Annotated in this window: 17 protein-coding genes and 1 tRNA gene; 11 read left to right on the forward strand and 7 right to left on the reverse strand. The window is 62.1% G+C overall.

What is annotated here, in order from left to right:
- Positions 1-2: 2 nt before the first annotated feature.
- Complete coding sequence (locus C1T17_RS10445; protein ID WP_104953395.1) at positions 3-266, forward strand: DUF1467 family protein; 264 nt, start codon at positions 3-5, stop codon at positions 264-266.
- Between the two features lies 1 nt (position 267).
- Here C1T17_RS10445 and C1T17_RS10450 read toward each other — a convergent pair whose 3' ends face one another.
- Positions 268-2,532 (reverse strand): hypothetical protein, encoded by a 2,265-nt coding sequence (locus tag C1T17_RS10450; RefSeq protein WP_145958989.1) that lies wholly within the window; start codon positions 2,530-2,532, stop codon positions 268-270.
- A 134-nt stretch (positions 2,533-2,666) separates the two neighbouring features.
- Between C1T17_RS10450 and C1T17_RS10455 the strand changes: the two genes are divergently transcribed.
- From C1T17_RS10455 to C1T17_RS10470, 4 genes are all read left to right on the forward strand, one after another.
- Complete coding sequence (locus C1T17_RS10455) at positions 2,667-2,975, forward strand: Hpt domain-containing protein (RefSeq protein ID WP_104953397.1); 309 nt, start codon at positions 2,667-2,669, stop codon at positions 2,973-2,975.
- A gap of 95 nt (positions 2,976-3,070) precedes the next feature.
- Entirely contained in the window at positions 3,071-4,267 is a 1,197-nt protein-coding gene (locus C1T17_RS10460) for a hypothetical protein (protein ID WP_104953398.1), read from the forward strand.
- A 56-nt stretch (positions 4,268-4,323) separates the two neighbouring features.
- On the forward strand, positions 4,324-5,424 hold the full coding sequence (locus tag C1T17_RS10465) for a DUF2336 domain-containing protein (RefSeq protein WP_104953399.1): 1,101 nt from the start codon (positions 4,324-4,326) through the stop codon (positions 5,422-5,424).
- Positions 5,421-6,770 (forward strand): sensor histidine kinase, encoded by a 1,350-nt coding sequence (locus tag C1T17_RS10470; protein ID WP_104953400.1) that lies wholly within the window; start codon positions 5,421-5,423, stop codon positions 6,768-6,770. Before C1T17_RS10465 ends, C1T17_RS10470 begins: the two co-directional genes overlap by 4 nt.
- A 59-nt stretch (positions 6,771-6,829) precedes the next feature.
- Here C1T17_RS10470 and C1T17_RS10475 read toward each other — a convergent pair whose 3' ends face one another.
- Together C1T17_RS10475 and gltX are read right to left on the reverse strand one after the other, a co-directional pair.
- Positions 6,830-8,116: a citrate synthase gene (locus tag C1T17_RS10475; protein WP_104953401.1), complete on the reverse strand. Its 1,287-nt coding sequence runs from the start codon at positions 8,114-8,116 to the stop codon at positions 6,830-6,832.
- Between the two features lie 21 nt (positions 8,117-8,137).
- Positions 8,138-9,574: a glutamate--tRNA ligase gene (gene gltX / locus C1T17_RS10480; protein WP_104953402.1), complete on the reverse strand. Its 1,437-nt coding sequence runs from the start codon at positions 9,572-9,574 to the stop codon at positions 8,138-8,140.
- A 33-nt stretch (positions 9,575-9,607) separates the two neighbouring features.
- Here gltX and C1T17_RS10485 point away from each other — a divergent pair, with 33 nt between their 5' ends.
- The gene (locus C1T17_RS10485; protein ID WP_223262540.1) at positions 9,608-11,827 is read left to right on the forward strand and encodes a ComEC/Rec2 family competence protein; all 2,220 of its coding nucleotides are present in this window, start codon (positions 9,608-9,610) and stop codon (positions 11,825-11,827) included.
- On the opposite strand, the gene C1T17_RS10490 is transcribed toward C1T17_RS10485, so the two are convergent.
- A complete protein-coding gene (locus C1T17_RS10490) occupies positions 11,824-12,294 on the reverse strand; it encodes an Hsp20 family protein (RefSeq protein WP_189338308.1) in 471 nt (156 codons plus the stop codon). The two genes, C1T17_RS10485 and C1T17_RS10490, sit on opposite strands and share 4 nt — an antisense overlap.
- A 470-nt stretch (positions 12,295-12,764) precedes the next feature.
- Here C1T17_RS10490 and C1T17_RS10495 point away from each other — a divergent pair, with 470 nt between their 5' ends.
- Genes C1T17_RS10495 through C1T17_RS10505 form a run of 3 tightly spaced genes read left to right on the forward strand, consistent with a single transcriptional unit; the run spans position 12,765 to position 15,166 of the window.
- Positions 12,765-14,015 (forward strand): lipoprotein-releasing ABC transporter permease subunit, encoded by a 1,251-nt coding sequence (locus C1T17_RS10495; RefSeq protein ID WP_104953405.1) that lies wholly within the window; start codon positions 12,765-12,767, stop codon positions 14,013-14,015.
- Positions 14,008-14,679, forward strand: coding sequence for an ABC transporter ATP-binding protein (locus C1T17_RS10500; protein ID WP_104953406.1), 672 nt, complete (start codon positions 14,008-14,010; stop codon positions 14,677-14,679). The genes C1T17_RS10495 and C1T17_RS10500 overlap by 8 nt, the downstream gene beginning before the upstream one ends.
- A 10-nt stretch (positions 14,680-14,689) precedes the next feature.
- Positions 14,690-15,166: a glutathione peroxidase gene (locus tag C1T17_RS10505; protein ID WP_104953407.1), complete on the forward strand. Its 477-nt coding sequence runs from the start codon at positions 14,690-14,692 to the stop codon at positions 15,164-15,166.
- 11 nt (positions 15,167-15,177) lie between these two features.
- Here C1T17_RS10505 and C1T17_RS10510 read toward each other — a convergent pair whose 3' ends face one another.
- Entirely contained in the window at positions 15,178-16,368 is a 1,191-nt protein-coding gene (locus tag C1T17_RS10510; protein ID WP_104953408.1) for a Yip1 family protein, read from the reverse strand.
- 180 nt (positions 16,369-16,548) lie between these two features.
- Between C1T17_RS10510 and dnaE the strand changes: the two genes are divergently transcribed.
- Complete coding sequence (gene dnaE / locus C1T17_RS10515; RefSeq protein ID WP_104953409.1) at positions 16,549-20,106, forward strand: DNA polymerase III subunit alpha; 3,558 nt, start codon at positions 16,549-16,551, stop codon at positions 20,104-20,106.
- Positions 20,107-20,170: 64 nt separating this feature from the next.
- Here the strand turns inward: dnaE and C1T17_RS10520 are convergent, their stop codons facing one another.
- Positions 20,171-21,238: a PA0069 family radical SAM protein gene (locus tag C1T17_RS10520; protein ID WP_104953410.1), complete on the reverse strand. Its 1,068-nt coding sequence runs from the start codon at positions 21,236-21,238 to the stop codon at positions 20,171-20,173.
- Positions 21,239-21,402: 164 nt separating this feature from the next.
- Between C1T17_RS10520 and C1T17_RS10525 the strand changes: the two genes are divergently transcribed.
- Positions 21,403-22,398, forward strand: a complete 996-nt coding sequence (locus tag C1T17_RS10525) for an SDR family oxidoreductase (protein WP_104953411.1) — start codon at positions 21,403-21,405, stop codon at positions 22,396-22,398.
- 21 nt (positions 22,399-22,419) lie between these two features.
- On the opposite strand, the gene C1T17_RS10530 is transcribed toward C1T17_RS10525, so the two are convergent.
- A tRNA-Met gene (locus C1T17_RS10530) sits at positions 22,420-22,496 on the reverse strand.
- Between the last annotated feature and the right edge of the window lie 34 nt (positions 22,497-22,530).

Genomic DNA, 22,530 nt, shown 5'->3' on the forward strand with positions numbered 1-22,530 from the left:
TCATGAACAGCTACGCTATCGTCGCCATCTACTTCCTGTTCTGGGTCATGGCGGCCTTCTTGGTCCTGCCCTTCGGTATCCGGACGCCCGATGAGTCGGGGGAAGTCCTGTTGCCGGGGCAGGCCGATAGTGCGCCCAGCAATTTCCGACCGTTGCTGGTCTGCGGGCGCGCCACGGTCCTCGCCGCGATCATGTTCGCGATCTACTATGCGAACTATGTTTTCGGCTGGATCACAACTGACTCGCTAGAGCGGATGATGCACTGAATTACTGGCGCAGGCGCTCAATCGCTTGCGCCAGCGCGACATACAGCTTGCCCATGTCGGACGACAGGATCGTTACCGCCAGCGCACTGCCGTCGCGGGCCGACAGGATCGTCCGCAACATTCCTTCAAAGTCGTGGATGTAGCGGTTCACATGATCGCGGAACTCGGGATCATTGTCATAGTGCAAGGCGATCTCGCGTGACTGCCCGGCATCGAGCAGCTTCACGGCCCGGCGCGTGAACACCCCGCGATCACCCTTCAGATAGGCTGCCCAGGCAGAGTCGGACACGTCGTTCGACAATATCTTCGACACGTCGATGGCAGTGCTGTTCAGCGATTCGATCAGCAACGCCGAGCGGCGCGCGAAATTGTCGCGGTCGCGCTCTTCGGCGGCTTGCTCGGCCTGTTCGATGCGCTGTTCGATGCTTGCGCTGGTGTCTGCAATCGTCAGCAACTGCCGCATCAGGCGGTCCGACGCTTGGTGCGCGGTTTTCACGGCGCGCTCGGCCACTTCCGCGACTTCCTTTATCTGTAAGGTCACGCGGTCGCCGATGGCCTGCTGCATTGCGGCCTCGCTTGCTTCGCCAAGAGCTTGTGCGGCTTCGGGAATGGCCCGGCTCAGCGCCTGACGCGCGCGGTCGGCCGCCTGATCGGCCGTATCCTTTACGCGCAGCAGCGCAGCAATCAGTTGCGGACCCGCGCTTTCGGTAAGCCGCGTCGTGGTATTGCCCGCCGTATCCAGCGCATCCTGAAGGCTCTCAACCTGCGTGCGATTGGCCAAGAGACCACGCTCCGTGCTTTCCAGCCATTCGGTCAGGCGACGGCTCTGGCCCCGAAGCAGTTCCTCGGCTTCCTGTGTGCGCCCAAGGACCGCGTCGGCCACAGCCTCCAGCGCCTCGATCTCCGGCGCTGCCGCAGCGAGCAGCGTCCGCGTTTCCGCCACACGCGTGTTCAACCGCCCCAGCGCCAGCGGATAGGTCTCATCCACCTCTCGAACGCTCGAATCGATCGCCAGCATCAGCGTCTCGGACTTCCCGATAAGCTGTTCGGCGCTCGCATTGCCGGTCGCAAGCGCCTCGTCCATCCGGCTCGCTTCACTGGTGAGCGTCGCAAGAGCGCGGGCGAGACGTTCATTCCGCGCAAGCCCTTCCTGCTCAAATGTGGCGAAGCGCGACTCCAGCACTGCAAGCTTGACGGTCAGGCCGTCGCTCAGGCCAGACGCCAGTGTGCTCTGCCCCTCGATCAGGCGATTGAGATCGTGCAGGCGCGCCTCGATCTCCGCGCTGTTCTCAGAGAAGTCGCGAATCGAGTCAGCCCCAATGTCGGAAAGAGCCTGTCGCGCACGCTCTACCAGGGTTGTCAGCGTGGCGCTCTGCGCGTCCAGACCGTTGCATGTCTCGGTCAGTGCGGCGCGTGACCGTTCGAGCGCCACATCGATGCGGTTGGCGGCCAGTTCGGCCATGCCGTTCACTTCGTCGGACGTGGATCGAGTCGCATCCTGAAGCTGGCCCAACTGGCTGGCGAGACTCTTGGTCGCCGCCAGCGTGCGGCTGCGCGCATCGTCGGACAGTTCCGCGATCGCGTGCAACCGGGTCTCCAGCCCATCAATACGCTCGGACAAAGCATGGCCGCTATCGATCAGACGCGCCGTCATTTCGGCTGCGCGGTCTTCCAGTTGCGGGAGCGATTGCACCATGCTTGTGAATTGCTGCGCGAGTTGTGTCGTGGCGTGCTCGGCAGTGGCGGCGCTCTTGGCCGTTTCGTCAGTCCGCACAGCGATGACCTGCGCCGACGCCTCCATATTCGCGCTGGCGGCGGCGCCATAGCTCTCCAGCAAGGACGCCTGCTCCACCATGGTCTCGCGCGCTAACGAAAGCTGGCGGCCCAGCCGCTGAACGCGCGCTTCCAGAGCGATGCTCTCCTCGCGCAGGACGCGCGCTGTGTCGGCGAAGCGATGCGCCTCGGCACGGCTGTTGCGCATCAGCAATATGTAAGCAGTCATCAGCAACGCCAGCGGCATCGTCAGGGTCGCGATGATTGAAGGCACCGACTCCAGTGCGGGCGAGCCCGTACCGCGACCAAAGAGCACCCAGCCGTAAAACAGCACCCAGGCGATCGCGAGAAACCCGAAGACGAAACCAACCACGTCGAATAATCTTGAACGCGGTTCCGGAGCCTCCTCCAATAGAAGTTCCTCCACCGGTTCCTCAACAGGGATGCTGTTCTCCAGCAGCAGTTCCTGTTCGTTTTCAGTTTCTTGTGCCACTAGGCGGGGATTCCCGCGTCGCAGATCGACAATTTTTATGCCCCCGTTCATGACGATCTCTGTAACATGTTTTGGCGGCACGGAAACGGCCATTCTCAACCAAAACTTAACGGCCCGGCGCGTATTCGTGCATTATGTCTTATGATCCCGGAGCATTGGAGGCGGCGCTGGCCGCTGCCGTAGGCGATGACCTCGCCCTCATCGCCGATCTGCGGGGGGCATTTCTGGAAAGTGCGAATCGGCAGGCGGACCTTTTGGGCCGCGCCAGATGCGATGCAAATTGGCAACTGGCCGCGTGGCGGTTGAAGGGACTGGCTGCCAGTTTCGGAGTTGAGGGGCTGATGGCGTTGGCCGAGGAAGCGGCGGTCTCCGCGCCGGGCGAGCCGCGAATCGTTCGGCGGATCAAGGCGGCATTGGCGACTTTCGAACTCTCGCACGGATAACTCTGCCGGACCCGTTATAACGCGGACCTTGCATAGCGCGCGTTGCATTGCGAAAAGGCTGGCTCACTGCATCACAGCCGGGTTCCCGAACAATCATGTCCTTTGCGGCCGTTATTTGCGCCAGCCACTCCACCACTGTCGTACCGCCAATGGCGGGCGCGGGTACGGAATTGCGCGCGGGACTGCATTTCGCGGGCCATAGCCTCGTGGAATATCAGGCGCGGCAGGCTGCCGAAGCAGGCGCAAGCCATGTGATGATCCTGGTGGGTGCGGTGACGCAGCCGCTCTCGCGTGCTGTGGACCGGCTGACGGCGGACGGCATTCCGGTCATGCTGGTCCGTGACATGGTGTCGCTGGTCCGTGAAGCGCCACGTGACCGGGACATGATGCTGATCGCCGACGGCGCCATTATCGCACAAAAGCATATCACTGCCGTGTCAGCGCATCCCGGCAACGTCCTGCTCGCGGCGGATGACAGCCGCGCTACCGCCGGGTTTGAGCGGATCGATGGGCAGCATCGTTGGGCCGGGTTGCTACGTGTGTCTCCCGACCTGCTGTTCGGCACGCTCGACATGCTGGGCGACTGGGATTTGGAGCTGACGCTGATGCGCGCGGCGGTGCAGGCGGGCGGCTATCGCATCGTCGTACCACAGGAAGATATATTGGAAGGCCGCATCGCTCTCGTCGACAGCCAAGCTTCGGCAGATCTGGTAGCACAGGCGCTGCTTGGCGGGCAGAGCGAAGCGCCGTCCACCGAAGGCGGGGCGGAGCATTATCTGCTCTCGCGCATCGCGACACGGATCGCGCCGATGCTGCTGCGTACCCAAGTGCCCGCGACACAGGTGCGCATCGGCGGCATTGCGCTTTCGGCAATGGGGGTGATTGCAGTGATGCTCGCCTGGCCCCTGTTCGGCATGTTGCTGATGCTGTGCGGATTGACGACATCATTGACATCCGACCGGCTCGGCCAGTTGGCGCGGCGGGCGCAGGACGATGGATGGATGGCGCTGATGCCTGGCCTCATCGTACTGCTTGGCGTCATCATGCTGGGCGACGAGGCAGGCGCGCGGATGGACGGCATTTATCTCGCGCTGTTGCTGGGCATCGTCCTGCTGGCGGTGCGTTGGCGGCGGACGGGTGGTATAAAGCCATGGGCGTTGTTCACGCCCGGTTCTGCGCTTATCCTGCTGATTATCGTGGCGTTTTTGTCAAGCGTGACGGCGGGTTTGGCTTTGGGGAATCTGTGCGGCATCGGCTCGGTCGCGATGATGGTTCTGCGCAGGCGCGCCTGAGGCGGTTGCAGGTTCGGTTTAGTCGAAATTAACGACACTCGTCCTATAGCGGTGGGATGAGCGCCGCATCGTTCACGATTTTCGATACAGAACCGTCCGGTTCCTGGCCGTTAGCGGCCGCCGGTAGCGGGCCTGTAGGTGCGTCCGTGCGGCACCTGATCGACCTCAGCCATTTCTTCCGGGACGGCGTGCGCGGCTGGCCCGATGCTCTTGCCACTGAGGCGCGTCGGCACATCGCCGGATGCCTAACCGCCATCGAAGCCGCACTGGTGGATGAAGCACGCAGCAGCCTCGCGGGTTCAACTCTGACGCTGGTGGACCGGCCGATCATCTGGCCCGCGGTGCAGCGGCATCCACATATCCTGTCGCCCGAACTGATGGCGCATATGCGACTGCGCGCTGCCGTCAGCCTACTCGGCGCTCAGGCGTTGCGGGGGGACGGCGATCCTGCTGCGGACCCCACGCAAGGAACGGCTTGGCTCATCGAAGACGACGACGCTGCTGTAGTCGATCTTGCGGCGCGACTGGTTCGTACCGAAGCACGCTGGTCTGCGCAAGCCGGCATTGCTGCGGGATCGGCGATGCAAGCGGATTTGCCAGCCGAACATTTCGCGGAACTGGCGTGGACGAGTGCGGCGGTGCTGGGAACCGAACTATACCGCGCCGGACTTGCGGAACAGAATGCCGCGATGATGGCGATGACCGATGCCGCCTTCGCCCTGCTGGCGCGGCATGACGAGGAAGCGAGTGGCTTTGCCTTGGCGACACGGCTGGCGCGGACGCTCCGCGATCGAGGCCGCCACGCCGAATTGCTGGGGCAGGCACTGAGCGAGCGGCGTTATCTGCTTTTCGCAGCACTCGCCGGTGAATTGGCCGATGTGGAGCTGGACGCCGTGCTGGATGTGCTGGTGCATGGTGGTGACACGCAACTCGCGGCTTTGTGCAAGGCGCTGGGCGGGACGGCATCGGACTATCGGCATCTGCTGCTCGATCTTCGGATCGTCCGTGGAGAGCGCGATGATCCGACGTTGGTGCGGCTGTCGCAGAGCTATGACGACCTGCGGGAAGATGATGCGGCGGATCAGATGCAGGCGCTACGTCGCCCTGCCGCACTGCGTGCAAAGCTGGCCATGATCCCGCAGGTGGATCGAGGATGACGAGCGTGAATGCCGCCGAAATCCTGCGCGCGACAGTGGATGCCGAAGGGCGGCTAATCGCTGCGGACATGCCTATCGCCAACCTTCAGGCGCAGGCTGGCGGCACGGTGGGTGGACCTTTCGCCGTCCCGCAACTGGCGGCGTTGGCGCGGCTGGCCGTTAGGATGAACATTCCGCTGTCTCGTCCGGTGCTGGCCGCCGGCGCGATGGCCGATATCGATATGTGGGTGCGGGCACAGCCACGCGGCGGCAAGGTTGAGCTTGCGGTCGTCGAATGGCGCGAGCGCGCGCCGCGTCTTATGTCCGATGACAAGGCTGCGCGTGAGGCGGACCTGATCGCCACCGGCGAAGGCTGGTGGTGGCAGATCGACTCGCAACTGCGGTTCGTCATGGCGGGTACGGGGGATGCGGCGGAGATGCCAAGTCCCGGAAGCCCCTTGACGGCATGGTTCACAATAGCGGCGGATGCCGAGGGCGACATGCCCATCCTGCGCGCTTTTGCCGAGCGGCGATCCTTTGCCTCGCAGTACGCCAAAGGTGCCGATGGCGTCGAATATGTCCTATCGGGAATGCCGATATTTGACACCAGCGGGCGACTGAGTGGCTATCGCGGCAAGGCTATGCGTGTGCTGAAGGAGGTCGCAACCTCCATCGCGCGCGACGCCATGCCCCTGTTCGGGCGGCGGCTCGATCGGGCATTGCGCCAGCCGCTGGGCCGGATCATCGCCAATGCCGACACGATCAGCAGCCAGTTGGAAGGGCCTTTGCGGGCGGACTATGCCGCGTATGCCGCCGACATTGCGACAGCGGGCCGGCACCTGATGGAATTGGTGGACGATCTGGCGGACTTGCAAGCCATCGATCGCCCGGATTTTGCGGTCACGGTTGAGGACATCGACCTTGCCGATCTCGCGCGGCGGGCGGCGGGGTTGCTTGGTGTCAAGGCGGCGGATCGCGCGATACGGATCGATGCCCCCGACGCGGAGCAGGGCGTAGCCGCTATTGGCGAGTTCCGGCGCACGTTGCAGGTGTTGGTGAATCTCATCGGCAATGCGGTACGCTATTCGCCTGAAAACACTGTGATTGAGGTCCGCGCCGCGCAGTCTGAGGGCATGGCCCTGGTCACCGTCACCGATCAGGGGCGCGGCATCGCACCGGAAGATCAGGATCGCATATTTGACAAGTTCGAGCGGCTTGGCCGCGATGAGGCAGGCGGCAGCGGCCTTGGCCTCTATATCTCGCGCAGGCTGGCGCGGGCGATGGGCGGCGACGTCACCGTCGAAAGTGCTCTGGGACATGGCGCGCGCTTCACGCTCAGCCTACCTTCGCTTCCAAACTCCCGGTAGATACGAAAAGGGCGGCATCTCGATAGAGACGCCGCCCTTTCTAATCGAATGACTGCTGCTTAGCGCTGCTCGACCGGCACATAATCGCGCTGCGTCGGGCCAGTGTAAAGCTGGCGGGGACGGCCGATCTTCTGTGCTGGGTCGGAGATCATCTCGTTCCACTGCGCCACCCAGCCGACAGTGCGGGCGAGGGCGAAGAGCACCGTGAACATCTCGGTCGGGAAGCCGATCGCCGACAGGATCACGCCGCTGTAGAAATCGACGTTCGGGTACAGCTTCTTGTCGATGAAGTACGGATCGTTGAGCGCAATCTGCTCCAGTTCACGGGCGGTATCCAGAACTGGATCGTTGATGCCGAGCTTGTCGAGCACTTCGGTCGCCGCTTTCGAAAGCACCTTCGCGCGTGGATCGAAGTTCTTGTACACGCGATGACCGAAGCCCATCAGGCGGAACGGATCGTCCTTGTTCTTGGCGCGAGCGATATATTCCGGGATGCGATCAGGCGTGCCGATTTCGCGGAGCATGTTGAGCGCCGCTTCGTTCGCGCCGCCATGCGCCGGACCCCAGAGGCACGCAATGCCAGCCGCGATGCAGGCAAACGGGTTCGCACCCGACGAACCAGCAAGGCGCACGGTCGAGGTCGATGCATTCTGTTCATGATCGGCATGGAGAATGAAGATCTTGTCCATCGCCGATTCGATCACGGGATCGACTTCATATTCTTCCGCCGGAACGCCGAACGTCATGCGTAGGAAGTTGCCGGTGTAGGACAGGTCGTTCTGCGGATAGAGGAACGGCTGACCTACCGAATATTTATACGCCATGGCAGCGATCGTCGGCATCTTGGCGATCAGGCGGTGGCTGGCGATCGTGCGCTGTTGCGGATCGTTGATGTCCGTCGAGTCATGGTAGAAGCTCGACAGCGCGCCCACGACGCCGCAAAGGATCGCCATCGGGTGCGCATCGCGGCGGAAGCCGCGATAGAAAGTCGAAAGCTGCTCGTGCACCATCGTGTGACGCGTGATCGTGCGCGTGAACGTATCCAGCGTCTGCTTGTCGGGCAATTCGCCGTTCAGCAGCAGATAGGACACTTCCATGAAGCTCGACTTCTCGGCGAGCTGCTCGATGGGATATCCGCGATGAAGCAGAATGCCTTGGTCGCCGTCGATATAGGTCAGTGCCGATTCGCAACTGGCCGTCGAGGTGAAACCGGGATCGTAGGTGAACATGCCGGTATTCGCATACAATTTGCGTACGTCGATAACCTGCGGACCGACCGAGCCATCCAGGATGCCGTAATCCTGTGTCTTCTCTCCGAGGGTCAGCGTGGCTTTGGTGTCGGCCATATTGTTCTCCTTTATTGCGCGTCAGCCGACTGAAGGCTGGCGAACGTCCGAAAGTCTTGAAATCACTTCGTCTTTCCCGAGCAGAAAGAGCACGTCGAATATGCCCGGCGAAGTAGTGCGCCCCGTTAGTGCTGCACGCAGGGGCTGGGCTACTTTACCAAGACCAAGTCCGGCATCCTCTGCGACATGCCGTATAGCTTCCTCGATCGCCTCTATCGTCCACGGCTGGACGGGGGAAAGGGCGTCGGCGGTTTTTCCGATCAGCGCGCGCGAGGCATCGTCTAGCAGAGCGGACGCCTTCTCGTCAAAATCCAGCGGACGTTTTTTGAAGAGAAAGAGCGCGCCCTCCGCGATCTCGTCGAGCGTCTTGGCGCGAGGCTTCAACGCGGCCATCGCAGTGGTGAGCAGGTGCACCTGCGCTTCCGTCAATTCGCTGTTCGTCAGCTTTGCCACGCGCGGCGCGACCAGGCTCGCCAGGCGCGCGTCGTCGGCTTCGCGGATGTAGTGGCCGTTGAGGTTTTCCAGCTTCTTGATGTCAAAGCGGGACGGCGAGCGTCCTACCCCCGAAAGGTCAAACAGTTCGATCGCGCGCTCGATCGGGATGATCTCTTCGTCCCCATGGCCCCAGCCAAGGCGCAGCAGATAATTGAGCACGGCTTCTGGCAACATGCCCATGTCGTCGCGATAGCTGTCCACGCCAAGCGCGCCGTGCCGCTTGGACAACTTCGCGCCGTCCGCGCCGTGGATCAGCGGAATATGCGCATAGTTAGGTTCTTTCCATCCCATCGCGCGAATAATGGATAACTGCCGGAAAGCGTTGTTCAAATGATCGTCACCGCGGATAACATGCGTAACGCCCATGTCGTTATCGTCCACTACGACTGCGAGCATGTAAGTCGGCGTGCCGTCCGACCGCAGCAGGATCATGTCGTCCAGTTCGGCATTCTGAACGACGACGCGGCCCTGCACGGCGTCCTCAATGACAGTTTCACCCTCGCGCGGTGCTTTGATCCGAACGACGAACGGCGCGCCTGCCGGGGCCTCTGACGGGTCGCGGTCACGCCAGCGCCCGTCATAGCGCATCGGCTGCTTGGCGGCGCGCTGCTGCTCGCGCAATTCGGCAAGCTCTTCCGGCGTCGCGTAGCAGCGATAGGCATGGCCGGAGTCCAGCATCGCGTTGGCGACTTCGGCGTGGCGCGCGGCACGGGCAAACTGAAACACCGGTTCCTCGTCCCCCGAAAGGCCCAGCCAGTTCAGGCCATCGAAGATCGCATCGATCGCCGGTTCGGTGGAACGCGCGCGATCCGTGTCCTCGATCCGCAGCAGGAACTTGCCGCCGTGATGGCGCGCGAAAAGCCAGTTGAACAGCGCCGTGCGTGCACCGCCGATGTGCAGGAATCCGGTAGGAGAGGGGGCGAAGCGCGTAACGACAGAAGTATTTTCAGCGGTTGCGCTCACGCAATGATTCCTCGACAGTCAGATTAACACCGGATGACTGCGCAGCCCCCTAGCATGGCTTTTGAGCCGGGACAAACCCGCGATGCGGGCCGGTTGCAGCGCTATGGGACAGCGCTGGCGGAGACGCTGGAACACTGGCTGGAGCAGGAGCGGGAGCAGGTTCCGCTATGGCTTCCGGTGGGGCTGGGGATCGGGATTGCGGCGTGGTTCGTGCTGCCCGATCCGATGGCATGGGCCGCGTTCTGCTGCGTGATGCTGGCCGCAGCCCTACTGGGCGTTTTCCTTCCCGAGGGTGGCCGTATTCGGCGGATCGTGGTTGCCGCCGGATTGCTCGGCTGTGCCGGGTGCCTGATCGTCTGGGGCAAGGCGAGGCTGGCGGGAACCGCGCCGATAGCTCGCGCGGCGTTCGTGGAAGTAGAGGGTGAAGTTGATGCTGTTGAGCCGCTCCCCGCGCAGGCGATGACGCGGCTGATGCTACGTCCCACCGGCCGTGAAGACTTGCCCCGGAAGATCCGCGTCAATGTCATGGACAAGGATTGGCCCACGGATGTCACAGCCGGATCGACCGTCAAGTTCAGAGTCAGGTTGATGCCGCCCGCGCCGCCTGCCGTGCCCGGAGCCTATGATTTCGCCCAACGTGCCTACTTCCTCGGCATCGGTGCGACTGGACGCGCACTGCCGCCGATTTCGGTTACCAAGCCTGCTCCATCGAACCTCCCGCCGATCCGGCAAAGACTGTCCAGCCATATCCAGGCGCAAGTTCTCGGCGGGCCGGGTGCAATCGCGGCAACGTTGGCCACGGGTGATCGGGGCGCCATCAGTGAATCGGACGCGGATGCCATGCGGCGCAGCGGCCTTGCCCATTTGCTGTCGATCAGCGGCCTGCATGTAACGGCGCTGATTGGCGCGGTGATATTCCTGATCTTCCGCGTGCTGGCGCTGAGCCGTCGCGCGGCGTTGCGTTGGCCGTTGATGTTGATCGCGGCGGGCGGCGGCGCGGTGGCGGGTATCGCCTACACGCTGATGACGGGAGCGGACGTGCCAACCGTGCGGTCCTGCGTCGCGTCCCTGCTGGTGCTGGGTGCGCTGGCGCTGGGGCGGGAGGCAATCACTCTGCGCCTGATCGCGGCGGGCGCTGTGTTCGTGTTGTTGCTGTGGCCGGAATCACTCGTCGGCCCGAGCTTCCAGATGAGCTTCGCAGCGGTCGTCTCCATCGTGGCGCTGGCCGAGCATCCACGCTTCCGCGCGCTCACCCATGCCCGCGACGAACCATGGCCGATGCGGCTTGTGCGGCATGTGATCGTGCTGTTTCTGACCGGCATCGCCGTCGAACTCGTACTCGCGCCGATAGCGCTGTTCCACTTTCACCAGGCCGGTATGCTCGGATCGCTGGCCAATCTGGTCGCCATTCCGTTGACGACCTTCGTCGTAATGCCGTTCGAGGCGCTTGCTTTGATTCTCGACGGTGTGGGTGCCGCATTTGGCTTGAGCCTCGGCACACCGGCGTGGTGGGTGGTCGATCATGCGCTACGGCTTTTACTATGGGTGGCCCATGGTGTCGCAGCGCAGCCTTACGCGGTTCAGTTGCTTCCTGCCTTCGGTGCAGGCGCTTTCAGACTGGTGGTCGGCGGTGGGCTTTGGTCCCTGCTATGGCGAACACACTGGCGGTGGCTCGGTATTGCGCCAATCGTTATAGGCTGCGCGCTGATGCTGATGACGACTCCCCCCGATCTGCTCGTCACGGGCGACGGGCGGCATCTCGCGGTCCGCACCGCAAACGGCGGCATGGCCGTGCTGCGCGAGCGGGCAGGGGATTATGTCCGCGATACACTGTCCGAAAGCGCAGGCTTCGGCGGAGAACTCGGCGCTGTGACGTCATTGCGGCAGGCGCGATGCAGCGACGATCTCTGCGCCGTCACTCTGACGAGCGGGGGGCGGGATTGGCGGGTGCTGGCCACCCGCAGCCGCAATCTGGTCGACGTGCCGGTGCTCGCAAAGGAATGTGCCGCCGCCGATATCGTCGTCAGCGAACGCTGGCTCCCACGCCAATGTGTCCCACGCTGGCTGAAGATTGACCAGGCGATGCTCCAGCGGACGGGCGGCGTGGCCGTCAGCCTGCGCGATCAAACGGTCCGCACGGTCCGCGCAGCAGGAGACGCGCATCCCTGGATTGTGCATGCCCCGCAGTCATATCAAAAAGGGAGCCGCATCTCTGCGGCTCCCTCCAATTCGACACCGAATAGCGGCGCTTAAGCGGCGCGCTGATCCTTGTTGATGTCGATAAGCTGACCGCCGTTGATGGCGATCTTCTTCGGCTTCATCGCTTCGGGTACTTCGCGAACCAGTTCGATGACCAGCAGGCCATCGGCAAGTTCCGCGCTGTCCACCCGAACGAAATCGGCCAGTTCAAAGCGACGATCGAAGCTGCGATTCGCAATACCGACGTGCAGATACTTGCCCTGATCGGACTTCGACACGTCTTCCTTGCGGCCGCTGACCTGGAGCAGGTTCTGCTGCGCGGTGATCTCAAGCTCTTCGCTGCGGAAGCCCGCAACGGCCAGAGTCACGCGATAGCGGTCTTCGCTCAGCCGCTCGATGTTGAAGGGGGGATAGTTATCGCCCTGGTTCAGCCGCGCATTGTTCTCGATCAGATCGAACAGGCGGTCGAAACCGACCGTGGAGCGGCGATAGGGAGTCAAATCAAAACCACGCATTGTCATATCTCCTATGAGCATAAAACCTATGCGACGGACCCAAAACGGCGCCCGTCTTCCTATTTGTCTAGCCCCGATTGGCGGCCGGACAGGAGAGATATGGTTGAGGTTTTTATAGGTTCAAGAGGATTTTTTTAAGAGGTGTGCGGAGTTTTCGCCCTTGGAATCATAAACGCCCGGACCAATAATGATCCGGGCGTAGATGGACGATCGCTCGTCTCCCCCTTGTGCCGCGATCAACCGTTCCTTCAGCCCCCAAGCTCCGGAGCGGGATCGCAACTTCCCTGAACCACGGCCATTTGCCTATGTTTCAATTATGTTGCTATGCCGCCGCCGCCCCGCTGTCATCAGCAAAGTGAATAAGTGATTCATTTTGGGAACGCCCTGTGTTGTATGAGCAACAGCCGTGTAACTTGCCTATGAAGTTGACGGTGCCTAGAGCGAGTGGAACGACCCCCAAGGATTGCTGACCCGACATGATTCTATCGCGCTACGAACGGATGATTGCGCGGCGCTATCTGCTGCCGGGAAAGGGAGAGGGGTTCATTTTCCTGGTAGCTGGGATCAGCCTCGTTGCGGTGATGCTGGGCGTCGCGGCGCTGATCATCGTGATGAGCGTGATGAACGGTTTTCGGGCCGAGCTTTTCGACAAGATCGTGGGCCTCAACGGCCACGCCGTGGTGCAGGGCTATGGCGGGCGGCTTCCGGATTGGCGCGACATCCTGAAGGAAGCAAAGGCGACGCCGGGCGTCACCAGCGCCACACCATTGATCGAACAACCGCTGCTTGCCAACTATCAAGGGCGGGTCGAGGCTGTGCTGGTACGCGGCATGACCGTACCGGACATACGCAGTAACGAGACATTGAAAGGCAAGGTACTGGCGGGCAGCCTCGCCGCCTTGACGCCAAATGGCGGAAAAATCGCGATCGGCGCGCGGTTGGCGGAAAATCTCGGCATTTCTGTGGGTGGTCGGTTGAGCGTCATCAACCCCGCAGGACGTTCGACCCCCTTCGGTACGGTGCCGCGTGAGATCAGCTACGAAATTGCGGCGATCTTCGAAGTCGGCGTCTACGAATATGACAAGGCGTTCGTCATCATGCCGATGGAAGACGCGCAGACGCTGCTGCTGTTGGGCGATGTCGTCGGCATGATCGAAGTGCAGACCGTCAACGCGGATAAGGTTCAGGATATACTTACGCCCTTAGCCGACAAGGTGCAGGGTCGGGCACAGGTGACCGACTGGCGGCAGTTGAACGCGTCGTTGTTCGAGGCGCTAGCGGTGGAGCGCGTGGCGATGTTCGTGGTGCTCTCGATCATCGTGCTGGTGGCGGTGTTCAACATCCTGTCCTCGCTCATCATGCTGGTGCGGGCCAAGACGCGGGACATCGCCATATTGCGGACCATGGGCGCGTCGCGTTCGGGGATGATAAAGATATTCATGACGGTGGGCGTGACGATCGGCACGCTCGGCATGGTCGCGGGCACGATACTCGGCTTCACCTTCCTGTTCTTCCGCCAGTCCGTCGTGAACGCAATCCAGTTCGTGACGGGGCAGAACCTCTGGGACCCTTCGATCCGTTTCCTGACCGAATTGCCGTCCAAGGCCGATCCGGTGGAGATCACCGCGATCTGCGTGATGGCGCTGGTGTTCAGCTTCCTTGCAACGCTCTATCCGGCTTTCAAGGCCGCCAATACGGACCCGGTTCAGGTGCTTCGCTATGAATGACGTACTGAAAGTCACCGACCTGCGGCGCAGCTTCACGCAGGGCGATGTCACCATCGAAGTGCTGCGCGGCGTGAACCTGTCGGTCGGTGCGGGGGAAATCGTGGCGCTGCTTGGGCCATCGGGATCGGGCAAATCCACCCTGTTGCAGGCGGTCGGGCTGCTGGAAGGCGGGTTCGACGGGTCGATCATGATAGCGGGCGAAGAAGCGGCGCAACTCAGCAACGATGGGCGTACCCGCGTGCGGCGGGATTCGCTCGGGTTCGTGTATCAATTTCACCATCTGCTTCCCGACTTCAACGCGGCGGAGAACGTTATCCTGCCGCAAATGATCCGGGACGTCAGCGCCCCGGACGCGCGTAAGAGAGCAGAGGCATTGTTGACGACGCTGGGATTGGGCCACCGGCTCGATCACCGGCCGAGCCAGCTTTCCGGCGGTGAGCAGCAGCGTGTCGCGGTTGCGCGCGCACTGGCCAATCAACCGGCGCTGGTCCTCGCCGACGAACCCACCGGCAATCTGGACGAGAAGACCGCCGACATTGTCTTGGCCGAGTTCCTGCGGCTGGTACGCGAGGAAGGATCGGCAGCGCTGGTCGCAACCCATAACGAACGCCTCGCGGCCAAGATGGATCGCGTGGTGCGTTTGCACGGCGGCCTGCTGGAATAGGAGTGATGCCATGAGCCTGTATGACTTCACCGTGAAGAGGGCCAATGGCGGCACGCAGGCTCTGGCAGACTATGCCGACAAGGTGGTTCTAATCGTCAATACCGCCAGCAAATGCGGGTTCACGCCGCAATATGCGGGCCTTGAGGCACTACACCGGGAGTTCGGGCCGCGTGGTCTGGTGGTACTGGGCTTTCCCTGCAATCAGTTCGGCGCGCAGGAGCCGGGCGATGCCGCGGAGATCGCGAACTTCTGCTCGCTGACCTATGACGTCAGCTTCCCCTTGTTCGCGAAAGTGGATGTAAACGGCGCGGCGGCGGACCCGCTGTTTACCTGGCTCAAGGCGCAGGCACCCGGCCTGTTGGGCACGCGCGGCATCAAGTGGAACTTCACCAAATTCCTGGTCGACCGGAAAGGCGAAGTGGTCGGCCGCCACGCGCCCACCGTAAAACCCGAGGCGCTCAAGGCGGAGATCGCGGCGCTTCTATAAACGCCTGCCGCCTATTTCGACAAAGCCGCGAGCTTTTCCGTCCCCACCGCAGCCACTGCCGCCTTCAATTCGTCGATGCTGGCTGCATTGCCGCTCGCTTCGATCATGAAGCGATTATTGACCGTGGTGCCATATTTGCCTTCGCCGCTGCTCTTGTCCCATTCTTCGGTAACGATTTGGCCGTTAGCGGTGCTGGTGCGTTCGTAGCCGGTGGCGGTCTGCTTGTTCGACTCCACGTTCATCGCCGCGCCCAAGCCAGCCAAGGCACCCATTGCCGCCATGTCGGTCAATTCCACACGAAAGCTATGCTCGCCCGCTTCATAACGCGCCGAGGCATTGGAGCCGCCCGCGCCAAGTCCGGCGCTCTGGATTTCCGTGCGCTGGTAGCGGCCGATGGAGGCAGGCAACATCGCCTGAAGGACCGAAGGCGCGACCGCGTTGGACTTGCCGGTCTTGGCAGTGTCCTCCATCTGCTTGGCGGCGGCTTCCATCTTCTTCGAGGCCGCCTCCATTTTCGCCAGATCGATGGTGCCGACGCCGGGAATGCTCACTTCGCCTTCGGTCGTGCCGCTGCTGCTGCTGAGCGCGCCATAAGGCGATCCGCCGAACATGCCGCTCAAGGGGACGACGATCGCGCCGATGATGAGCGACACCACGACTGCGACCAGCACCGTCACCGCTGTATAGGAACCCGCCTTCTCCTTCGGCGCCTTCATCAGCAGCGGCAGGCCGGTGTAGAGCAGATAGAGGCTGTAAACACCTAGCAACATCAGGAACGATAGCGCGGGGATGATGGCGAAGATGCCCGCGATCCAGCTTGCGGTGTAGGAATAGATAGCAACCTTGAACGCCTGCGTTCGATTGCTGATGCCGCCGAATTTTGGGGCCAGTGCGTCGATGATGAAGGCGATCACCGTCACGCCAACCAGCGACAGCACATATTGCACGACCGCCATGCTGATCGCGCTGCCGATCGAAGGCCGGAAATATACGCCGAGCGCACCATAGCCGAAGATCAGCGCGCCGATCAGGCCCGCCAGCGCCGGAATAGCGGCGAGGATCAGGGCATAGCCTGTGAACAAGCCGGAAATCGTTGCAGGCTCTGCGTCGATGCGCGGCCACTCTTCCTTCGGCGTCAGGATGATCGCCTTGACGCGATCCACGAGCGATGTGGAAGCAGGTGTCGGAATTTCGGGTGTCATATCAGTCTCCCCTGTGAGGCTGGAATTTAACCTCGTTCTAAATAGGCGATGCTCTGCGTTCTGTGTCGCTGGTCACAACAGCCCGTCACGCTACATCGAAATGCAGCTTAGGCCAAACTACCCACAGAATAGAAGCGCGGAGGGCTTTCAAGAATCGCCCGATGCGTCCAGAATGGCGGCATGCCTCATGCTTCGTTCGTCCCCTTACGCGTTTTCTCTTCCTATACGATGCTCGACGGCGCGATCGAACCGAAAGCGATCGCCAAGCAGGCCAAGGCGCTGGGCTTCCCCGCAGTGGCGCTGACCGACCGCAACGGGCTGTATGCCGCGATGGCGTTTTCGGACGGCTGCAAGGGCGAAGGCGTGCAGCCGGTTATCGGCGCGATGCTGGGGGTCTTGCGACCGGGGCGTCCGGCCAATGCGGCCCCGGTGCACGACTGGCTCGCGCTGTATGCGCAGGACAATGTGGGCTACGACAATCTTTGCGCGCTGGTGTCCATGGCGCATCTCGATCGCCCCATCGAGCAGGAGCCGCATGTTTCGCTCGACGATCTGGCGGGGCGAAGCGAGGGGCTGATCGCGCTGACGGCCGGCGGCGAAGGCGCTCTGGCGCGGCTGTTCTCGGACGGACAGCCCGATGCGGCGCTGGCCTATTGCGAGCGGCTTGAGGCATTGTTCCCCGACAGGCTCTACATAGAGATTGTCCGCAGGCTCGATGCCGTCGAAGGCAAGGCTGAGGCGGAGTTGCTGGACCTCGCCTATGCGCGTGACTTGCCGCTGGTGGCGACGAACCCAACCTGCTTCGCCGAACCGCATTTCCATCCCGCACATGACGTCATGCTCTGCATTGCCGACAGCGCCTATGTGGACAGCGAGGACCGGCGAAAAAGCTGCAAGGACGCATGGATGAAGCCGGCGGCCGAGATGAAGCGGCTGTTCGAGGATTTGCCCGAGGCACTGGCAAATACGCTGGTCGTCGCGCAACGTTGCGCCGTGGCGGCGCCTAAACGCAAGCCGATCCTTCCCAGTCTTGCCGGTGATTTGAAGGGGGAGGAGCTACAGCTTCGCGCCGACGCGACGGCGGGGCTGGAAATGCGGTTGCGCAAGATCGCCGCTTTGCATGACGGCGACGGGGCTTCGGATCTGGATGATGATGCGTTGCGCGCGCGCTACGCAGAGTATTTTACGCGCCTCGATTTCGAGCTGGATATCATTATCCAGATGGGGTTCCCCGGTTACTTTCTGATCGTGGCCGACTTCATCAAATGGGCGAAAACGAACGACATTCCGGTGGGACCGGGACGTGGTTCGGGCGCAGGGTCGGTCGTCGCATGGGCGCTGACGATCACCGATCTCGATCCGCTGCAACTGGGGCTGCTGTTCGAGCGATTCCTCAATCCCGAACGCGTGTCGATGCCGGACTTCGATATCGACTTCTGCGAAACGCGGCGCGGCGAAGTCATTCGCTATGTGCAGGCGAAATATGGCACCGACCACGTGGCGCAGATCATCACCTTCGGTAAGCTGAAAGCGCGCGCGGTTTTGAAGGACACTGGGCGCGTGCTCCAGATGAGCTATGGCCAAGTCGACCGGCTGGCGAAGCTGGTGCCGAACCATCCGACCGATCCATGGACGCTGGAGCGGACCATGAACGGGGTCAGCGAATTCGCGCAGGAATATAAGAACGACGCGCAGGTGCGGCGGCTGATCGACTTGGCGCTGAAGCTGGAGGGTTTGCCGCGCCATAGCTCTACCCATGCGGCGGGCGTCGTGATCGGCGACAGGCCGCTTTCGCAACTGGTACCGCTCTATCGCGATCCGCGATCCGACATGCCCGTCACGCAGTTCGACATGAAATATGTCGAAGGTGCAGGGCTGGTGAAATTCGACTTTCTCGGCCTCAAGACGCTTTCGGTCCTCCAGAAGGCCGTTCAACTGCTGACGAAACGCGGCGTGTCGATCGATCTTGAGACGCTGCTGTGGGACGACATACCGGTATATGAACTGCTGCAGCGGGGCGACACCGTCGGCGTGTTTCAGTTGGAATCCGAAGGCATGCGCAAGACGCTGGCGGCGGTAAAGCCGACCAATTTCGGCGACATCATCGCGCTCGTGTCCCTGTATCGGCCAGGACCGATGGACAATATCCCGATGTTCGGCCGTCGCAAGAACGGCCAGGAAGAAATTGAATATCCGCATATTCTCCTGAAGCCGATCCTTGAAGAAACCTATGGCATCTTCGTCTATCAGGAACAGGTGATGCAGGCCGCGCAGATCCTTGCGGGCTATTCGCTGGGCGACGCTGACCTTCTGCGCCGCGCGATGGGCAAGAAGATCAAGGCCGAGATGGACGCGCAGCGCCAGCGCTTTGTGACCGGTTGCGCCGAGATGAGCCAGATCCCCAAGGCCAAGGCAAATGAGTTGTTCGACTTGATCGACAAGTTTGCGGGCTACGGCTTCAACAAGTCGCACGCCGCCGCTTATGCGTTGCTTGCGTACCAGACTGCCTGGTTGAAGGCGCATTATCCGGCGGAATTCTATGCCGCCTCCATGGCGTTCGATATTCACCTCACGGACAAGCTGACGATTTTCGTGGACGACATGCGGCGGATGGGCCTGACGTGCCTTGCCCCGGATATCAACGTCAGCGAAGCGGATTTCTCCGTGCAGGCCGTGACGCCGCCGGAGGATCATGCCGACGATCCGCGCTATGCTTTCGCCGTGCGTTACGCCTTGGGTGGTCTCAAGGGCGTCGGCGAGAAGGCCATGGAAACGCTGGTGGCCGAACGGCAGGCGAATGGGCCTTACAAGGATCTGGACGATTTCGCCGACCGAGTCGAGCCGCGCTTGCTGAACCGCCGCCAGTTGGAGAGTCTCGCGGCGGCGGGCGCTTTCGATGGCATCCATGCTGACCGCGCCGGCGTCCATGCGGCGGCGGAAACGATCCTGTCCGTCGCATCCAGCGCCGCCGAAGCGCGGATCAGCGGGCAGGGCGGTCTTTTCGGCGGCGAGGAGATCTCCCATGCCGCCGTCCACATCCCGCCGCACACCGCCTGGTCGGTGGCGGATCGCATGGCGCAGGAAAAGGACGCGTTCGGCTTCTATTTCTCCGCGCATCCGGTCGACCGCTATCGCCATATCGCCGAAGCCAAGGGCGCCCGCAGTTTCGGCGCGATCTGCGCCAGTCCGACGGCTATGAACGCGGAAGGACGCGCGTATTCCATCATGGCGGCACTGGTCGAGGATGTGCGCTGGCGCGACACGCGGCGGGGCGGGCGCTATGTTTCCGCGACTTTCTCCGACAGCAGTGGCCAGTTTCAGGCAAGCTGCTTCGACGATGACGCGTGCAAGGCTATCGAGGCGCTGGGCAAGGATGGCGATTGCGGCCTGCTGACCGTGGAGCTCGATCGGCAACCGGGCGAGGAGACGCCGCGCGTGACGGTCCGGGGCGTGCAGCCGTTCAACCGTATCGCCGGAACCACGCGAATGGAGTTATGGCTCGATGTCGCGCAGGACAGCGCCATTGCCGGGATCAAGGCCATCCTTTCGACCAGCCGTGGGGGGCGCAGCGAAGTCGGTATTCGTAGCCGGATGCCGGATGGCGCCATCGTGCGCCTGCGCCTTGGCCGTGACTTCCTGATCGATGCGGAGATTGCCGAAAAGTTGTCGATCGTGCCGGGCGTGGTCGGGCATCGCTTCTCCACGCCCGAACCGCCGCGTCTTGCACTGGTGTCCTGACGGATAGGCAAGCCGCCCGTCTTCTCCTGTGTGCAAAGTGAAGGCAAACTCAGCGCCGCCTTCTTCAGAATAACCGAAGCTGATCGCCTTCCGGCGGGCGAAACAGATCGGTGCGCAAGGCAATACGCTCTCCCTCCAGCCCCGCCTTCAGCTTCGCCTTGTTGAATCGCGTGCGGATCAGGTCGGCCCAAACGCCCTGACCTCGCATCCGTGAGCCAAAATTGGGATCATTATCCCGTCCCCCGCGAATCTCCCGGATGATGTGCATCACCTTTGCGGCCCGGTTTGGATAATGGGTGTCCAGCCATGCCCGGAACAACGGCGCCACTTCATGCGGCAGGCGGACGGGAATCCAGAACACGCCGCGCGCGCCTGCCGCTGCGACTCGCGCAACGATGGCTTCGATCTCATGATCGGTGATCGCCGGGATGATGGGCGAGACGCTTGCATGGACCGGAACCCCGGCTTCGGCCAGGCGGGCAATCGCGGCTATGCGCCTTTCAGGATGCGCCGCGCGCGGTTCCAAAGTGCGCGCAACGGCCGGGTCCAGGCTCGTGACCGAGATGCTGACCGCCGCCAGCCCCCGTTTTGCCATCCCTGCAATCAGATCCAGATCGCGCAGCACGCGATCCGACTTGGTGGTAATGAACACCGGGTGGCCGCATTCCGCCAGGACTTCAAGGCACTGGCGGGTAATGTTCCAATCGCGCTCAATGGGTTGATAGGGATCGGTATTCGACCCGATCGCGATGGGCGTGACCACGTGGGACGGCTTTCCCAGTTCCTTGCGCAACAGCGCCGCGGCGTTGGGCTTGGCGAAGAGCTTCGTTTCGAAGTCCAGCCCAGGCGAAAGGTCATGCCACGCATGTGTCGGCCGCGCATAGCAGTAGATGCAGCCATGCTCACAACCCCGATAAGCGTTGATCGACTGATCGAAGCCAATATCGGGAGACGCATTGCGCGCTAGGATCGTGCGTGGCCGCTCTATAGTGACAGTCGTCGCAGGTCGCGGCTGCTCTCCATCGACCAGTTCCAGCGCATCGAGCCAGTCCCCATCGGCTTCTCTGCTGGAGAGCGAGAAGCGCGTACTCACGTCATTTTCCGTCGCGCCGCGACCCTTAAAGCTGGTCATAGGTAATGAGAACATAAAAAGAACATATGCGCAATGGCCCTTCCCTCTTGATCTGGATCAGCAAAGCAGATGTTCACCCCCGTCATCTCTCTAAAGCGTTGTGAACAAACGGAACCGGATATCCGAAATACTGTTGAAGTGATGGTGACGTAGAGGAGTTTTAGATGGCTGATGAGGGTGCTTCGAGGCGAACCGTATTAGGTGGCGCGGCGTTGGGTTTGGCGGCCGCCGCTGCGCCCTCAGTCTATGCGCAGTCGGGAGCAGGGGGTGCCGGTGGCGCGCTCCTGAAAGATCCGAAAACCAAATATCGGACTGAGCCTTTCCCCGAACAGCGCCAGCCCTGGCCAGCCCTCGCCAGCAAGATGAATCCGCGCCCCGATCATGGGGAGACGAGCTACAAAGGGTCAGGCCGTCTGGCGGGTCGAAAGGCGCTGCTGACAGGTGGCGACAGCGGCATCGGGCGTGCAGCGGCCATTGCGTTTGCGCGGGAAGGCGCGGACGTGGCCATCAACTACCTCCCACAGGAAGAGGCCGACGCGCGCGAGGTCGTGGATATCATCAAGGAGGCCGGCCGAAAAGCCGTAGCCATTCCGGGCGATATCCGCACATCAGCCTTCTGTTCCAAGCTGGTGCAGAGAGCGCATAGCCAGCTTGGCGGCCTCGACATCCTCGTGAACAACGCCGCCTATCAGCAGAGCAAAGCCTCGATCGAGGAAATATCGGATGAGCAGTTCGATCAGACCCTCAAGACAAACATCTACGCGATGTTCTGGATCAGCAAAGCGGCGATTCCTCTGATGCAGCCTGGTTCGGTCATCATCAACACTGCGTCGGTAAACAGCTACGATCCGGGGGAAGAGTTGTTGGACTACGCCTCGACCAAAGGTGCAATCCTGATCTTCACCAAGGGGTTGGCCAAGCAGCTTGCCAAGAAAGGCATCCGGGTGAACGCCGTCGCGCCAGGCCCGATCTGGACACCGTTGCAGGTCGCGGGCGGTCAACTGCCGGGTCAGCTAGGGCAGTTCGGAAAGGAAACGCCGTTGGGCCGCGCCGGGCAGCCAGCCGAGCTTGCGCCGCTCTATGTCACATTGGCGTCGGATGAGAGCAGTTTCACCACCGGCACGGTGTTTGGTGCGAATGGGGGCAAGGGCAATCCCTAAAGGACAGCATTTACTAAGGAATGGTAGCGGAGGAGGGACTTGAACCCCCGACACGCGGATTATGATTCCGCTGCTCTAACCAGCTGAGCTACTCCGCCCCGAAACAATGCAATCCCAATGTGTTTTGCACAT

It is taken from the genome of Sphingobium sp. SCG-1 (assembly GCF_002953135.1).
Classification (GTDB): Bacteria; Pseudomonadota; Alphaproteobacteria; order Sphingomonadales; family Sphingomonadaceae; genus Sphingobium.

Excerpts from the sequence above, each read along its gene's own strand:
- C1T17_RS10505 (WP_104953407.1), top strand. The coding sequence starts at position 14,690 with ATGAGCCTGTATGACTTCACCGTGAAGAGGGCCAATGGCGGCACGCAG.
- C1T17_RS10510 (WP_104953408.1), bottom strand. The coding sequence starts at position 16,368 with ATGACACCCGAAATTCCGACACCTGCTTCCACATCGCTCGTGGATCGC.
- C1T17_RS10500 (WP_104953406.1), top strand. The coding sequence starts at position 14,008 with ATGAATGACGTACTGAAAGTCACCGACCTGCGGCGCAGCTTCACGCAG.
- C1T17_RS10485 (WP_223262540.1), top strand. The coding sequence starts at position 9,608 with ATGACTGCGCAGCCCCCTAGCATGGCTTTTGAGCCGGGACAAACCCGC.
- C1T17_RS10490 (WP_189338308.1), bottom strand. The coding sequence starts at position 12,294 with ATGACAATGCGTGGTTTTGATTTGACTCCCTATCGCCGCTCCACGGTC.
- dnaE (WP_104953409.1), top strand. The coding sequence starts at position 16,549 with ATGCCTCATGCTTCGTTCGTCCCCTTACGCGTTTTCTCTTCCTATACG.
- C1T17_RS10495 (WP_104953405.1), top strand. The coding sequence starts at position 12,765 with ATGATTCTATCGCGCTACGAACGGATGATTGCGCGGCGCTATCTGCTG.
- C1T17_RS10525 (WP_104953411.1), top strand. The coding sequence starts at position 21,403 with ATGGCTGATGAGGGTGCTTCGAGGCGAACCGTATTAGGTGGCGCGGCG.
- C1T17_RS10465 (WP_104953399.1), top strand. The coding sequence starts at position 4,324 with ATGAGCGCCGCATCGTTCACGATTTTCGATACAGAACCGTCCGGTTCC.
- C1T17_RS10445 (WP_104953395.1), top strand. The coding sequence starts at position 3 with ATGAACAGCTACGCTATCGTCGCCATCTACTTCCTGTTCTGGGTCATG.
- C1T17_RS10475 (WP_104953401.1), bottom strand. The coding sequence starts at position 8,116 with ATGGCCGACACCAAAGCCACGCTGACCCTCGGAGAGAAGACACAGGAT.
- C1T17_RS10455 (WP_104953397.1), top strand. The coding sequence starts at position 2,667 with ATGTCTTATGATCCCGGAGCATTGGAGGCGGCGCTGGCCGCTGCCGTA.
- C1T17_RS10520 (WP_104953410.1), bottom strand. The coding sequence starts at position 21,238 with ATGACCAGCTTTAAGGGTCGCGGCGCGACGGAAAATGACGTGAGTACG.
- C1T17_RS10470 (WP_104953400.1), top strand. The coding sequence starts at position 5,421 with ATGACGAGCGTGAATGCCGCCGAAATCCTGCGCGCGACAGTGGATGCC.
- C1T17_RS10460 (WP_104953398.1), top strand. The coding sequence starts at position 3,071 with ATGTCCTTTGCGGCCGTTATTTGCGCCAGCCACTCCACCACTGTCGTA.